This window comes from Sorangium sp. So ce1504 (assembly GCF_051521635.1).
Classification (GTDB): domain Bacteria; phylum Myxococcota_A; class Polyangia; order Polyangiales; family Polyangiaceae; genus Sorangium; species Sorangium cellulosum_B.
On sequence record NZ_CP150365.1, the window covers coordinates 6564344 to 6578671 of the forward strand.

At 71.3% G+C, this 14328-nt stretch carries 12 protein-coding genes and 1 tRNA gene; 9 read left to right on the top strand and 4 right to left on the bottom strand.

All coding sequences use genetic code 11. From position 1 onward, the window contains the following. Positions 1 to 205: 205 nt before the first annotated feature. Positions 206 to 394 (top strand): hypothetical protein, encoded by a 189-nt coding sequence (locus WMF39_RS24565; protein WP_437747878.1) that lies wholly within the window; start codon positions 206 to 208, stop codon positions 392 to 394. A 14-nt stretch (positions 395 to 408) separates the two neighbouring features. Here the strand turns inward: WMF39_RS24565 and WMF39_RS24570 are convergent, their stop codons facing one another. After that, positions 409 to 1752 carry a protein kinase domain-containing protein gene (locus WMF39_RS24570; RefSeq protein ID WP_437747879.1) on the bottom strand — a complete coding sequence of 448 codons (1344 nt, stop codon included), beginning with the start codon at positions 1750 to 1752 and terminating at the stop codon, positions 409 to 411. Further along, positions 1749 to 2972, bottom strand: a complete 1224-nt coding sequence (locus tag WMF39_RS24575; protein WP_437747880.1) for an FHA domain-containing protein — start codon at positions 2970 to 2972, stop codon at positions 1749 to 1751. Before WMF39_RS24575 ends, WMF39_RS24570 begins: the two co-directional genes overlap by 4 nt. Positions 2973 to 3077: 105 nt before the next feature. Between WMF39_RS24575 and pilB the strand changes: the two genes are divergently transcribed. The 6 genes from pilB (at position 3078) to WMF39_RS24605 (ending at position 10292) form a co-directional block, all read left to right on the top strand. Then, positions 3078 to 4778, top strand: coding sequence for a type IV-A pilus assembly ATPase PilB (gene pilB, locus WMF39_RS24580; RefSeq protein WP_437747881.1), 1701 nt, complete (start codon positions 3078 to 3080; stop codon positions 4776 to 4778). Between the two features lie 4 nt (positions 4779 to 4782). After that, a complete protein-coding gene (locus tag WMF39_RS24585) occupies positions 4783 to 5922 on the top strand; it encodes a type IV pilus twitching motility protein PilT (protein WP_437747882.1) in 1140 nt (379 codons plus the stop codon). A 194-nt stretch (positions 5923 to 6116) separates the two neighbouring features. Beyond that, positions 6117 to 6809, top strand: a complete 693-nt coding sequence (gene lexA, locus WMF39_RS24590; protein ID WP_012237101.1) for a transcriptional repressor LexA — start codon at positions 6117 to 6119, stop codon at positions 6807 to 6809. 108 nt (positions 6810 to 6917) lie between these two features. Further along, on the top strand, positions 6918 to 7244 hold the full coding sequence (locus WMF39_RS24595; protein ID WP_012237102.1) for a DUF4398 domain-containing protein: 327 nt from the start codon (positions 6918 to 6920) through the stop codon (positions 7242 to 7244). 59 nt (positions 7245 to 7303) lie between these two features. Beyond that, positions 7304 to 8401 (top strand): OmpA family protein, encoded by a 1098-nt coding sequence (locus WMF39_RS24600; protein WP_437747883.1) that lies wholly within the window; start codon positions 7304 to 7306, stop codon positions 8399 to 8401. A gap of 247 nt (positions 8402 to 8648) precedes the next feature. Continuing rightward, complete coding sequence (locus WMF39_RS24605) at positions 8649 to 10292, top strand: EB domain-containing protein (protein ID WP_437747884.1); 1644 nt, start codon at positions 8649 to 8651, stop codon at positions 10290 to 10292. Between the two features lie 240 nt (positions 10293 to 10532). Here WMF39_RS24605 and WMF39_RS24610 read toward each other — a convergent pair whose 3' ends face one another. Further along, a complete protein-coding gene (locus tag WMF39_RS24610) occupies positions 10533 to 10898 on the bottom strand; it encodes a PilZ domain-containing protein (RefSeq protein WP_012237106.1) in 366 nt (121 codons plus the stop codon). Between the two features lie 255 nt (positions 10899 to 11153). Here WMF39_RS24610 and WMF39_RS24615 point away from each other — a divergent pair, with 255 nt between their 5' ends. Next, the gene (locus WMF39_RS24615; protein ID WP_437747885.1) at positions 11154 to 12770 is read left to right on the top strand and encodes a TIGR02266 family protein; all 1617 of its coding nucleotides are present in this window, start codon (positions 11154 to 11156) and stop codon (positions 12768 to 12770) included. Positions 12771 to 12809: 39 nt separating this feature from the next. Continuing rightward, the gene (locus tag WMF39_RS24620; RefSeq protein WP_437747886.1) at positions 12810 to 13772 is read left to right on the top strand and encodes a hypothetical protein; all 963 of its coding nucleotides are present in this window, start codon (positions 12810 to 12812) and stop codon (positions 13770 to 13772) included. Between the two features lie 250 nt (positions 13773 to 14022). Here WMF39_RS24620 and WMF39_RS24625 read toward each other — a convergent pair. Beyond that, positions 14023 to 14094: transfer RNA gene (locus WMF39_RS24625), tRNA-Val, on the bottom strand. Between the last annotated feature and the right edge of the window lie 234 nt (positions 14095 to 14328).

Here is a 14328-nt window from a genome sequence, read left to right on the forward strand (position 1 = left end):
GGCACGCTGCGCCGCACCACGCCGCAGCGTGAGGTCCCCCGCACGAGAGATCAGCCGGCAGGGAACAGGCATGAGCGAAGGCAGGCGTCGTTGGTGGACGGAAGCACCCCGCAGCGCACGAGCAGCTCGCGCCGCGTCAGCCGCGTCAGCCGCGTCAGCCGCGTCAATTGCGCTCGCGGCCGCCCTCGCGTCCGGCTGCGGGAGCGTGTGCGACGAGGCGACGGAGCACACCGAGGAGTGCGGCTTCCACGGCAGCGGCATCTCCGCCGAGGCGTCGTGCGACGGCCGCGTCCGGTGCGCGTCGGCGTGCGCGGCGGAGGCTCCCTGCGGCGCGTTCGATGGCACCGACGCGGCCGCGCTCGATCGGTACCAGCGCTGCCTCGAGGCTTGCTGAGCCCGCCGCGGCGCTCAGCGGGCGGCCCGGACGAGCGCGGCGCCGTCCGGCGGCCGGTCGTCGTCCGGGCCGAGGCACAGCAAGGCCAGCTCCTTCCAGGGAGCGAGCCCCTCGCCACCGAGCGGCTCGAGGTGGACGAGGACGTCCTCCAGAATGCGACCGAAGCCGTAGACGTCATCGCGGGGATCGCTCGCCCGCCCGGCGAGCCGCTCCGGTGAGACGTACCCTGGGCTGCCGCCGGCGGACGGCGCGCCACGCGGCCTGGCCAGCCCGAAGTCGGTGAGCACGGGCTCGCCGAGGTTGCGCAGGAGCACGTTGGCCGGCTTCACGTCCGCGTGGACGTAGCCGCGCTCATGGATTCGGGCGAGCGCGCGCGCGAGCGGACGCGCCCACCGCGCGATCGGCGCGAGCGCCGCCGCGTCGCCGGCGCGGAGCACGTCTCTCACCGACCCCCGCGCGATCCACTCGAGCGCGATCCACCCCTCCTCGGGGTCCGCGTCGAAGACCCGCACGACGCCGGGGCCCCCGAGCGCCGCGGCGAGCCGCACCTCGCGGGTGAGGTGCGCCCGGTCGCCGCCCCGCCCGTGGTAGACCTTGAACCCGATGCGCCGGCCGAGCACCTCGTCCTCGGCCTCGTAGACCGCGCCGGCGCCGCCGCGCGCCACCTCCCGGAGCAGGCGGAACGGGCTCTTGCCCGCCGAGGGCGCGACCACGGTCGCGTCCTCCAGGCGGGCGACCGCGGCGGGCCGATCCGCGCCGAGCGCCGCCCGCCAGCGCTGGTGACGCTCGCGCGCGCCTGGCGCGCCGATCTCCCGGACGAGCACGCGCTCGATCGTGCCGACCGCGCGCGGGAGCTGCCCCAGCGAGGCGTAGAGATCGGCCGCGAGGACGAGGCCTTCGGTCGAGGACACCGGCTGCGCGCGCGACGCGCCCCCGCGCTCGCGCGACGCGGCGCCCTCCAGCACGGCGAGCGCGCCCCGCTCGTCGCCCCGGGCCGCGAGCAGATCCGCGCAGGCCACGCGGATCGGATCGGGCAGCACCCGCTCCTCCATCGCCGCGACGAGGTGCGCCACGGCCTCGGCCTCCCGGAGCGTCCCGCGCGCCCGCCGGAGCACGGCGATGACCTCGTCCGTCGAGGGCCCCTCCCGCGTGCCGGAGCTCCGCAGGCGCGCGATGTCGTCGCCTCCGCCTTCGCGCGACGCGTGCACATGCGCCTGGGGCCGCTCCGCTCGCGCAGGATGCGCGCTGCCCCCGACGTCCACCCCGCCCGGCCCGGCGCCGCCGCGCGCGTCCGCCGGCGCACCGCCGTCCGCCGCGGCGCCGCCGAGGCGCTCCTTGATCCGCCGCCACAGGCTCACGCCGCGCCGCCCTCGGCGCCGCCGCGCCGGATCGACGGAGCCTCGCCCGCGGGGGGTAGCCGGAAGACCGCCGTACCCCCGCGCGCCGAGGCGATCGCGTCGCCCGCGCAGAGCTCGACCGACGGCGCGAGCTGGTAGTCGCCGAGGAACGGCGGCGGCGCCCCCGGCGGCGTCTTCAGCGCGACGAACGCCGAGGCCCCCGCCCGATCGACGCGGATCCGCCAGGGACCGACCGGCAGATCGCCGAGCGGCGCCGTGAAGCGATCGCCCGCGATCTCCACCACGCACCCCTCCCCGGTCCGCGGCGTGATCGCGCACGGCACCTCCCCGCCCAGCAGGAGCTGCACGCCGCGGCCGACGGGCAGCGGCCCCGTGAGCCGCGCGCCCGCCAGCGTCGTGCCGTTGCGCGTCCCGAGATCCTCGACCTCGACGCCGGACGGGCCGCGCCGGATCCGCACGTGCGTCCTGCTGACGGCGCGGGACGCGACGACGATGGTCGCCTCGCCGCGACCGATCGTGACCTCGTCGCCGAGCGCGCACCGCAGGAGGGCGCCGCCGAGCTCGAGCGACAGGATCGGCCCCGAGAGGAGCCGCGCGCGGATCGCGCGCAGGGCGTCGGCCACCTGCTCGCCGCCGCGGTTCCCCGCGATCCAGGCCTCGGCCACCGCGATCGCCTCGCGGCGCTCCGCCATCCGGTCGAGATCCGCGATCGACCGCAGGACCGCGGCGAGCTCTCGCTGGTCCCTCTCGACGGTCATCGCGGAGCGGAGCCGCTCCTCGAGCCGCTCGATCGCGCCCGCCGCGGCCAGCACCCGCGTCTCCGACTCGGTGTCGCCCACCAAGGCGTACGCGTCGGCCGCGCGCTCGAGCTCGCCCGCCTCCTCGAGCTCGCGCGCGACCGCCAGCGCCTCGCTCCGCATCACGCTCGCGCCCCGCGCGCGCACCAGATCGAACGCGAGCAGCGCCTTGCGCCCGAGCGCCGAGCGCTTGAGCTCCGGGCTCTCCGCCATGCGGGACGCCGACGCGCAGAAGGCGATCCGCTTCTCGACGCTGCGCTCGGCGTCCGCCCGGAGGAGGAGGACCCGGGCCGCGTCGTCCGGCATCCCGGCGTCGAGGTACAGCTCGACCGCCCCCGCGAGATCGCCGGCGAGCTCCTTGGCCTCGGCCGCCCTGCGTCGGCTGTCCCCCCGCCTGAGCCCGAACCACTCAAAGAGACTCACGCAGCGCCATCCTCGCCACCATCCGACATCCTACCCTTGATGCGCGCCGGCCCCAACCGCCAGCGTTGACTCCCTCCCTCGTCACCCGCAGGATTTGCGGCCTCGATGTCGACAACGAACCGCCTCGGCGAACTGCTCGTCCGCGAAAAGCTCATCAGCCTCCAGCAGCTCAGGCAAGCCCAAGAGGAGCAGCGCAAGACAGGTCAGAACCTCGGGTACGCGCTCGCCAAGCTCGGGTACATCTCCGACGGAGAGATCACGAGCTTTCTCTCGACGCAGTACCGCGTCCCGGCCGTCGCCCTCGACGAGTACGAGATCGACGCGGAGGTCTCGCGCCTCGTCTCGCGGGACGTCTGCGAGAAGCACAAGATCATCCCCATCTCCAGGTCGGGGACGGCGCTCGTCGTGGCGATGGCCGATCCGACGAACCTCCACGCGATCGACGACATCAAGTTCCTCACGGGCTTCAACGTGGAGCCCGTCGTCGCGTCCGAGACCGGCATCACGGAGGCGATCGAGCGCGCCTACAACGTCGGGCCCTCCTACGACGAGGTGCTGAGCGAGTTCGGGGAGGAGGAGGTCGGCTTCCAGGTCGAGGCCGACGACGTGAACGTCCTCGAGCTGGAGAAGGCCGCCGAGGGCGCGCCCGTGGTCCGGCTCGTCAACGCGATCCTCCTGAACGCCATCAAGAAGGGCGCGAGCGACATCCACGTCGAGCCGTACGAGAAGAAGCTCCGCGTGCGCTACCGCATCGACGGCGTGCTGATGGAGGAAATGCAGCCGCCGATCAAGCTGAAGAACGCGATCTCGAGCCGCCTCAAGATCATGAGCTCGCTCGACATCGCCGAGCGGAGGCTCCCGCAGGACGGCCGCATCAAGCTGAAGATGGGCAGGGGCCGGGAGATGGACTTCCGCGTCTCGGTGCTCCCGACGCTCTGGGGCGAGAAGATCGTCCTCCGTCTCCTCGACAAGTCGAACCTGCAGCTCGACATGGCGAAGCTCGGCTTCGATCCGAAGCCGCTCGCCGACTTCAAGTGGGCGATCGGCCAGCCGTGGGGCATGGTCCTCGTCACCGGCCCGACCGGCTCCGGCAAGACGACGACGCTCTACTCGGCGCTGTCGGAGCTCAACCAGATCGGCTCGAACATCAGCACCGCCGAGGACCCTGTCGAGTACAACCTGCACGGCATCAACCAGGTGCAGATGCACGACGACATCGGGCTGAACTTCGCGATGTCGCTGCGGTCGTTCCTCCGGCAGGACCCGGACATCATCATGGTCGGCGAGATCCGCGACTTCGAGACGGCCGAGATCGCCGTCAAGGCCGCGCTCACCGGCCACCTCGTGCTCTCGACGCTGCACACGAACGACGCGCCGTCGACGATCTCGCGCCTCCTCAACATGGGCGTGGAGCCGTTCCTCATCACCGCCAGCGTGAACCTCGTGCTGGCCCAGCGCCTCGCGCGCAAGATCTGCCCCGACTGCCGCGTCCCGCTGAAGGTCGACGCGAGGGTGCTCCTCGACTTCGGCTTCACCGAGCAGCAGGTGGCGCGCGCGGAGCTCGTCCGCGGCGCGGGCTGCAAGACCTGCAACGGCTCGGGCTACAAGGGCCGCGTCGCGCTCTACGAGGTCATGCGCTTCACCGACGCGCTGAAGGAGATGGTCCTCCAGGGCGCGTCCACGGCCGAGCTCAAGGCCGCCGCGATCAAGGGCGGGATGCTGACCCTCCGGATGAGCGGGATCGAGAAGGTGCTCGCGGGCGTCACCACGACCGAGGAGGTCGGCCGCGTGACGATGGGGGACTGAGCGCATGACCACCGAGCTCGTCGGACAGCAGGAAGGCCTCCGGTACACGCTCCAGCAGCTCCTCCGCGCGATGGTGGAGAAGGGCGCGAGCGACATGCACATCACGAGCGGCACGCCGCCGCTCCTGCGCATCGACGGCACGGTGGTGCCGCTGAAGCTCCCGCCGCTCATGCCGAGCGACACGAAGCAGCTCTGCTACTCGGTGCTGAGCGAGGAGCAGGTGGCGGCGTTCGAGCAGCGCAACGAGCTCGATCTCTCGTTCGGCATGAAGGGGCTCGCCCGCTTCCGCGCCAACATCTACATGCAGCGGGGCGCCGTCGCCGCCGCGTTCCGGCAGATCCCCTTCCGGATCATGAACTTCGACGAGCTGGGCCTGCCGCCGGTGGTGCTCGACATCACCGCCAAGCCCCGCGGCCTCGTGCTCGTGACGGGCCCGACGGGCTCGGGCAAGACGACCACGCTCGCGAGCATCATCGACAAGATCAACTCGGAGCAGCGGCTGCACATCCTCACGATCGAGGATCCGATCGAGTACCTGCACCCGCACAAGCTGTCGCTCGTGAACCAACGCGAGATCGGCTCCGACACCGCGTCGTTCAAGGACGCCCTGCGGTACGCCCTGCGCCAGGATCCGGACGTCGTGCTCGTCGGCGAGATGCGCGACCTCGAGACCGTCGAGTCGGCGCTGACGATCGCCGAGACCGGCCATCTCGTGTTCGCCACGCTCCACACGAACTCGGCGATCTCGACGATCAACCGCATCATCGACGTCTTCCCGCCGCACCAGCAGTCGCAGGTGCGCCAGCAGCTCTCGTTCACGCTCGTCGCCGTGATGACGCAGCTCCTCCTGCCGCGCGCGAACGGCCCGGGGCGCGTCATGTCGATGGAGGTCATGATCCCGAACGCGGCGATCCGGAACCTCATCCGCGAGGACAAGCTCCACCAGATCTACTCGCAGATGCAGGTGGGCCAGGCGGGCAGCGGCATGCAGACGATGGCCCAGTCGCTCGTGTCCCTCTACCAGCGCCGGATGATCACGCTGGAGGAGGCGTTCGCGGCGGCCGCCGACGGCGAAGAGATCCGGGCGATGCTGGAGCCCCGTCAGGCGGTGAGCTCACGGAACAACGGCCCGAAGCAGCCTTGACCACAACGGCGCCCTGCCCTTCGGTTCACCCTGCACGCTCGACGCGCTTCGCGGCTCACGGCGCGGCGCGGCGCGGCGGGAGGCGGGCGGACGGGCGCCGCTGGCATCCAGAAAATCGCAGTAAAATCGAGGCCTTGGAGAGGGGGCTCCACACTTTTTTGACATCTACCCAACCGTTCAGTAGGTTCCGCCCGATGCAGGGGCTCACCGAGCGACAACAGCAGGTGCTTCACTATATCCGGCAGTCGATCAGCGAGCGCGGGTACCCGCCGACGCTGCGCGAGATCGGCGCGCATATGGGGATTCGCTCGACGAACGGGGTGAACGATCACCTCCGGGCGCTCGAACGCAAGGGCTACCTGACGCGCGAGGACATGAAGTCGCGCGCGCTCCGCCCGCGCGATCTCGATGGCGCGGGCGCCGGCGGCGGCGCCGATCTCCGCGGCGCGCTCGTGAACGGTGGGAACGACGCCCCTGCGAACGACCAGGAGGACGACCTCGTCGAGATCGCGGTCGTCGGCCGGATCGCCGCGGGCCTGCCGATCCTCGCCGAGGAGCACGTCCTCGATACGGTCCGGATCGAGCGCACGCTCGTGCGCGGCGGGCGCGAGGTGTTCGGCCTACGCGTCACCGGCGACTCGATGATCGAGGCGGGCATCTTCAGCGGCGACTACATCTTCGTGCGCCGGCAGCTCACCGCGCAGCGCGGCGACATCGTGGTGGCGCTGATCGGCGACGAGGCGACCGTGAAATACTTCTTCCCCGAGAAGGACTACGTGCGTTTCCAGCCGGCGAACGCGGCGATGGCGCCGATCCTGGTCCGGGCGAGCGACTTCAAGCCCGCGATGCTCCTCGGCGTGGTCGTCGGCGTCTACCGGAAGCTCTGACCTTACCCTTCCCTTCCCCGAGCCGGTTGACGCGCGCCGAGCGGCCTTGATAGCGTCGCGACGGCCGGGCAGACGGTCTTAGGTGCCCGCTCCAGAAAGAACGCGATCGTGACGACGCACGGGCGGCGATTCGGGACTTGGATTTCAGGCGCGGGCATGGTGCTCGCGGCGGCTCTCACGGGCGGCTGCGGCGGTACCCTCTACGCGTTCACCGCGAACTCGGCCTCGAGCAAGCTCGAGACGGCCGAGGCGCTCGGCGCAGAGAAGTATGCGCCGTACGAGTACTACACCGCGCGCGAGCACCTCTGGAAGGCTCGGGAGGAGGCCGCGGCCGCCGACTACGGCGACGCGATCGACTTCGCCGACGTCGCAGAGGAGTACGCGGACAAGGCGATCACCCTAGCGAAACAGGCGCACGAGGGCGCGGGTCGATGAGCATTGGAATGACGCGCCGCAGTTCCCGCCGCGCCCGTCGCGCAGGCGCTATCGCTGTCGTGGCGATCGCCGGGGCCGCCTTCTCGTGCACGCAGGTGCCGGTCATGCGCGGCGACATCGAGGCGTTGACCACCATCGCGAAGCAGGCGGAGCGCAACGGCGCGCTCCGCTGCGCGCCGCGCGAGCTGGCGATGGCGAAGTCGCACCTGTCGTTCGCCTCGGTCGAGCTCGATCAGGGCTTCTTCGTCCGGGCCAAGGAGCACCTCGACATCGCGAAGGCGAACACGCACGCCGCGTACGACCTCTCGCCGCCGCAGAAGTGCGCCGAGCGCGGGTTCGTCGAGGAGGCGCCGCCGCCCAAGCCCGGAGACTGCGACGGCGACGGGCTGCTCGACCCGCAGGACAAGAAGTGCCCGTGCGACGCCGAGACCTGGAACGGCTTCCAGGACGATGACGGCTGCCCGGACGATCCGGACACGGACGGCGACGGCCTGACGGACGGCAAGGACAGCTGCGTGCTCCTGCCCGAGGACAAGGACGGCTACCTCGACGAGGACGGCTGCCCCGAGCTCGACAACGACCTCGACACGATCCTCGACGCGAACGACAAGGACAGCACGGGCAAGAACTGCGCGAACGACCCGGAGGATCCGGACGGCTACGAGGACGCCGACGGCTGCCCCGAGCCGGACAACGACCAGGACACCGTGGTCGATCTCGAGGACCAGTGCCCGAACGAGCCGGGCGTGGTCGGCGGCGACAAGCCGGGCTGCCCGAAGAAGCCGAGCCTGGTCATCGTCACCGAGAAGGAGATCAAGATCACGCAGCAGATCCACTTCGAGTTCGACAAGGACAAGATCCGGCCCGAGAGCTTCCCGATCCTCGACGCCGTGGTGGAGGTCCTCCAGCAGAACCCGAAGATCAAGATCGAGATCCAGGGGCATACGGACAACAAGGGCGCCGCGGCCTACAACAAGAAGCTGTCGGATCGGCGTGCGGCCTCCGTGAAGAAGTACCTGGTAGCCAAGGGCATCGACGAAGCCCGGCTGACATCGAAGGGGTACGGCATGGAGCAGCCGATCGTGCCGAACACGTCCGACCAGAACCGTGCCCTGAACCGGCGCGTGCAGTTCGTCCGCACGGAGGGCGCGCAGTAGTCCAGCCCGTCGCGGCGGCACCGCCTGGCGTGTCGGGGTACGGTCGCTCTCGACCGCGCAGTCCAGGGGGCCGGATCCGGTCCCCTCCTCCTGAAAGCAAGAGCCCCTCCCCAGCACACCCTGGAGGTCTGAACCCGTGTTTTTCCGTCGTTCACGCCGCGCTCGTCTCGCGTCTGCACTGACTTCGCTGTGGGTCCTCGGCGCGCCGGCGGTCGCCGGCGCCGCCGGCGAAAAGGACGCGGAGGCGATGAAGCTGCACAACCAGGCGATGGACGATGACTACCTCTCTGTCGAGTTCGACAAGGCGGAGAAGAAGCTCAAAGACGCCCTGAAGAAGTGCGACAAGAACGCCTGCTCGAAGCCGGTGGTCGGCAAGCTGCACATCGCGCTCGGCACGGTGTATGGCGGCGGCAACAAGCTCCAGCAGGCCAAGGCCGAGTTCGTGCTGGCGCTCCAGGCCGATCCGAAGGCGGCGCTCATCGACGCGCTGACGACGACCGAGCTGGCCCAGGCGTTCAAGGAGGCCCAGAAGGAGGCGCAGGCCGCCGGGAAGGCGCCTCGCGACGGCGGCGGCAAGGCCACGAAGGCCGCGGCGGGCGACGTTCCCCACACGCCGGTGGCGGAGCAGGCGGTGAACACGCCGGTGCCCGTGTACGTCGAGATCCCGGAGGAGATCGACGCGTCCAAGGCGACGGTCCGCTACAAGCCGTTCGGCTCGCCCAAGTGGAAGTCGCTCGAGATGAGGCGTGTCGAGAGCGGCTTCGGGGTGGAGATCCCCTGCGAGGATGTCACGACGACCGGCGATATCCGGTATTTCGTCATCCTGAGGGACGAGGCGGGCGATCCGGTGGGCACCGCCGGTTCGATGCAGGCGCCTCACCGGGTGCCGATCAAGAACGAGATCGAGCAGGAGCCGTCGCTGCCTGGCCAGGGGCCGCCGAAGCGGTGCGCCGCGAAGGAGGATTGCCCGCCAGGCCTGCCTGGCTGCCCCGAGGCTGGCGGCAAGCGCGGGGACAAGACCTGGGGTTCGGCCTGCGAGGCGACCGAGGAGTGCCAGTCGGGGCTCGCCTGCGTGAACGGGACCTGCGAGCAGGGGAGCGACGAGGGCGGCGGGGCGTCGAAGGGCAAGGGCAAGGGCAACCGCAACGTGGTCGGCGTCTCCGGCCAGCTCGACCTGCTCCTGGTGCGCGGTACGGATTTCGTCTGCTCGGGCAGCGACGCCGCCTACGCCTGCTTCTATCCGGGCGGCGACGGCCGGCAGTTCTACGGCGAGCCCGTAGATCTGGAGGGAACGAACGGGGTCAAGGGTGGCCTGAGCCTGGCTGGGTGGCGGGTGATGCTGTCGTACGATCGGCAGCTGTTCTCGGACCTGTCGCTGCTCCTCGGCGTGCGGGTCGGATTCGCGTTCGGCGGCTCGCCGTCTTCCAAGAACGGGCCGAACCCGTGGACGGACGAGGCGGGCAATGACCTGCAGAACCCGCATCTCCAGGCGCTCAGCTTCCTGCCGCTCCATGCGGAGCTCCGCGCCACGTATTTCCTCCTGGGGGATCGAATTGTCGAGAAGGGCGGGTTCCGCCCCTATGCCTTCGCCTCGCCCATCGGGCTGGCCCAGGTGAACGCCTCGGTGCCTGTGGATGTGTGCGATCGCCGCACCGAGGAGGGGGATCCTCTGCGCACCAGCAGCAGCAACAGGTGTCCGGCGAACACCCGCTACGTCGAGAATCTCGATGCCTACCAGATCACCGGGCGGAACTTCTCCGCGCTAGGCGCCGGTGTGGTCTATGGCATCACCCAGAACTTCGGAGTGTCTGCCGAGATGAAGGTGATGCTGATGTGGCCAACGCTCGGCCTCGTCCTGGCCCCCACCGTCAGCCCCGTGTTCGCCTTCTAGCGCCGTTTCCCGCACCCAGAGCGACGTTGTCACGCGCAAGCGTGCTCCAGCACGCCGCCGCAGCGCAGCGCGTCGGTACAGCCGAACCCCCTCCTCCCTCCCCCGTCCCAGCCGCAGCGCGGGGGGTGCCCGCACAGGAGACGGGCCCAGATCGGCGTTTTTGGCGCGCAGGCGTACTCACGTACGCCGAGCACCGAAAACGCCGAGATGGGCCCGTCTCCGAAGCGGGCGCCCCCCGCGCTAGAGGTCGAAGTGTTCGGTGCCGAGCAGCTGGTAGAGGCCGTAGAGCGACCCGGCGTCATGGTGCTCGAAGCGAACGCCCGCGCGCGCCGGCCGCCCCGCCGCACCGCGGCGGATCCAGGCGATACGACCGCGGAGGCTCAGCGGATCCCACAGGTTCGGGGCGGTGACCTCGAGCGTCACCGACGCCTCGGGATCCAGGAGCTCCGACGCGAGCTGGGCCTCGGACAGCTCGATGCCGGCGCCGCCCAGCCCCAGATCGCGGATGCGAACGCCATGCTCCTCGATCGACTGGCGATCGCGCAGCGTCGCCCCAAGATCGACGCGTCGCCTCGCGTGAACGCGAAAGTGGTCCCGGACAGCCATCCTGGCGCATTCTCCAGTCGACGCGAACATATCACGAGAGACGCGCGCACACGCTCGGTTCGCCAAGCCGTGCGGCGCAGGGGCGCGGGCGCGGTGACGCGCGCCGCGCGAACAGCATGCTCGCCCGGTCGCCCATGGCTGCGTTCGGTAAAGCGACCGTCACGTGTTAGCCTTTGGGCTTCGCGGCGAACCTTGGGTAACATGCGGACCACATCCGCTGGAGCGAGTCGCGAAGTAGACGGGAGTTCTACCCTGATGGCCCAGGACACACGCAAAGATCCGCGAGCGAGAGTGCTGCAGATGACCGTGCGCTACAAGAGCGCCACGGTCGACGAGTTCATCGAGCACCACTCGCATGACGTGAGCCGTGGCGGCATCTTCATCAAGACGCCGTCGCCCTTCCCCGCTGGCACGCTGCTCAAGTTCGAGATCCGTCTGCAGGACGAGCAAGCCGTGATCGCCGGCGTCGGCCGCGTCGTGTGGAAGCGCGAGCCCGCGCAGGGGAGCGACGCGCACCCGGCGGGCATGGGCGTGAAGTTCATCAAGATCGATGAGAAATCCAAGGCCGTGATCACCCGGCTCGTCGACGCGCAAGCGGGCGCCGGGTCGGCGTTCGAGGCCGGCATCACCGACCGCACGGATCTGGGCGACGACGTGCAGGAGATCACGGCCCCGTCGGCGACCGCGAGCGCGCCGCAGGCCGAGCCCGCGGCCTCCAAGGCAGCGCAGGCGCAGGTGAAGCGGGCGTCGACGATGCTGGGGCTCGGCTCGATCGGGGCGAAGGGCGACGCGGGCAAGGGCGAGGCGAAGAAGGCCGACGTCGCGGAGGGCGGCAGCTTCTTCCCGCAGACGAACCCCGAGAAGGAGATGCCGCCGCCCGACGAGCGGACGATGATGAAGCAGGCGGCCGAGCTGCTGAAGCAAGCGCTCGCCGACGCCGGCGGCTCGCTGGACGAGATCGGCCCGTCCAAGGAGCCGCTCATGGCCGCCCCGCCGAAGAAGGCCGAGCCCGCTCCGGCGCCGAAAGAGGAGCACGTCAGGCCGCTGGCCGAGCCGGCGGCGATGCCGGTCCCGGCGGTCGCTCAGCTGGCGAACGAGCGGGAGGCGCGGGACGATGCGCCCGCGGCCGAGGCGAGACCAGCGAAGGCGGCCGCAGCCAGGAGGCCGGCCGAGGTCGCGGACCGGGCGCCGGCGGACGATCTGCACGGCAAGCCTGCGCGCCAGGACGTAAAGGCGGCCGACGATCAGGCGAAGGCGAAGCCAGCGGCCGCCAAGCCCAAGGAAGACAAGGCGGCCACGGCCAAGGCCGCACCCGCGGCCCAGGCTCCGCTCGCACAGGAAGAGGAGAGCAGCGGCACCGGGCGGCTGCTCACGATCCTGCTGGTCGCGGCGGCGCTCTGCGGCGCGCTCTGGCTCGTCTTCGGGCAGAGCGACAAGCCCCCCGCGACCCCGCCGGCCGCGCCGGAGCAGCCCGCGGCGAAGCCTGCAGCTCCGGCGGAGAAACCTGCGGCTCCGGCAGAGAAGCCTCAGCCGACGGAGGTCGTGCCCGCAGCGACGGACAAGGCTGCGCCCGCCGCGACGGCGGCGCCCACGACGACCGCCGAAGCGCCGGCGGCGCCGGCGGCGAGCGCCACCGCGCCCCTCGGAGCGACCGCGGAGCCTGCGGCGCCCAAGGTGACGGCCGAGCCTGCGGCCCCGGCGACGGCGGAGCCCGCGGCGCCCAAGGCGACGGCGGAGCCTGCGGCGACCACCCCAGCGCCAGAGCCCGCGGCCCCCACGGCGACGGCGGCGCCCGCGGCGCCCAAGCCTGCGGCGCCCAGGCCCAGGCCGGCCGCGCCGAAGCCGCCGAAGAACGACGATCCCTACGGTTGATGACCAGGCCGCGGGTCCTCCGCGGGAGAGGCAGCTGCGATGAGCGGCTCGGTGAGTCACGTCGGTGAATCAGGGCTGGGCCGCTCGAAGGCGGCCGCCACGCTGGCCGCGCTGGGCCTGCTGGCCGCGACCGGGCTCGTCTGCGGCGCGGTCGCGCTGCGCGATCCGACGGCCGTGACGGCGCTCGAGGGGGGCGCCAGCGCCTCGCCGAGCCCTTCGCCGGCCGCCGCGCCCAGCAGCAGCGGCCGCGAGAGCAGCAGCGCGCCGGCCCCCGAGCCGGCGCCGGCGCTCGCGCCCGCGGAGCCCGAGGCCCCGGCGAAGGCGCCGCCTGCCCGCGCTCAGCCCGCGGAGCTCGAGAGCGCCCAGGCCGCGGGGAGCGCTGCGCTCGGCTCGCTCGCGCAGCGGTATCCGGAAGACCCTGCGGTCCTCCGGGCGCTCGCGGTCGCGCAGGGGCGCGAGAAGGCGATGGCGGCCGCGCTGCTCACGGCGCAGCGGCTGTTCGAGATCGCTCCCGAGGAGGCCGGGAACGACGAGCTCAAGCAGATCATCCTGAGGGCAGCGAACGGCACCCCGGACCTCGCCCTCACGGCGTTCGATCTGATGGCCAAGCACATGGGAAGCCGCGGTCCCGACCTGCTCTACGAGGTGGTGACCGCGCCGAAGTTCGGCGATTGGCCCAGGGACCACGCGAGCACACGGCTGATGGAGAGCAGCGTGCGGCAGCTCGCGTCGCCGGCGCTGCTCGTCGCCGACGATCTGCGCCGCCTCACGGACTGCCCCACCAAGGCGATGCTCGCCAGGGCGCGCGAGGAGGGCGATGTCCGCGCGCTCCATTACATCAAGGCGCTGGGCACCCCCCAGCCATGCCGGGGCCATCGGACGCGCAGGTGCCTCAGGTGCGGCCCCCTCCAGAAGGAGCTTCGCGCGACGGCCAGCGCCATCGAGAAGCGCAAGAACGACAAGGCGGCGGCAGCGCCGCCCGCCGCGAGCGCTGCTCGCTGACCGCCTTCGTCTCGCCAACCCCGGAGCGGCCTGTTCCCTTGCATCGCCGCTGTCGCGCCTCGACGTGACGGCGGCGACCGGCCTTCCGCCCTGCCATATCCGCAGCGCTTCCGGCACGCATGGAGGTCCCATGCACGGCCGCGTGGGCGGCTCGATGCTCCGAAGCAGCCGCTCACTATCCAGTGGGAGCGGCACGGCCACGCAGACGGCTCGACGCGTGGAACCAGCTCACCAGGGGAGCGAATCGGGGTGGGCGCAGCAGGACTTGAACCTGCGACTTCGTCCGTGTGAAGGACGCACTCTACCGCTGAGTTATGCGCCCGATGCCAGCCGGTTGTCACCCGGCCGTTTCGGAAAGACGTGGCGCTTTTAACCCAAACATCGGCGTTCGACAAGAAGAACTCGCTGGCGATGCCGAACTTCTTCGCGGCGCTCCGTCAAGCCCGGAGCCGGCGGCCCGTGGGGCAGGCCCGGAACCGGTGGGTCGCGTGTGAAGGCACGTCCGGCGGCTGCGGCCAGCGAGCCGGCCGCGGGGCCCGCGCGCCGGCTGCGCGCC

Bases quoted from the DNA above. Each gene is read 5' to 3' on its own strand.
- WMF39_RS24605 (WP_437747884.1), top strand. From the start codon at position 8,649: ATGAAGCTGCACAACCAGGCGATGGACGATGACTACCTCTCTGTCGAG.
- pilB (WP_437747881.1), top strand. From the start codon at position 3,078: ATGTCGACAACGAACCGCCTCGGCGAACTGCTCGTCCGCGAAAAGCTC.
- WMF39_RS24620 (WP_437747886.1), top strand. From the start codon at position 12,810: ATGAGCGGCTCGGTGAGTCACGTCGGTGAATCAGGGCTGGGCCGCTCG.
- WMF39_RS24610 (WP_012237106.1), bottom strand. From the start codon at position 10,898: ATGGCTGTCCGGGACCACTTTCGCGTTCACGCGAGGCGACGCGTCGAT.
- WMF39_RS24585 (WP_437747882.1), top strand. From the start codon at position 4,783: ATGACCACCGAGCTCGTCGGACAGCAGGAAGGCCTCCGGTACACGCTC.
- WMF39_RS24615 (WP_437747885.1), top strand. From the start codon at position 11,154: ATGGCCCAGGACACACGCAAAGATCCGCGAGCGAGAGTGCTGCAGATG.
- lexA (WP_012237101.1), top strand. From the start codon at position 6,117: ATGCAGGGGCTCACCGAGCGACAACAGCAGGTGCTTCACTATATCCGG.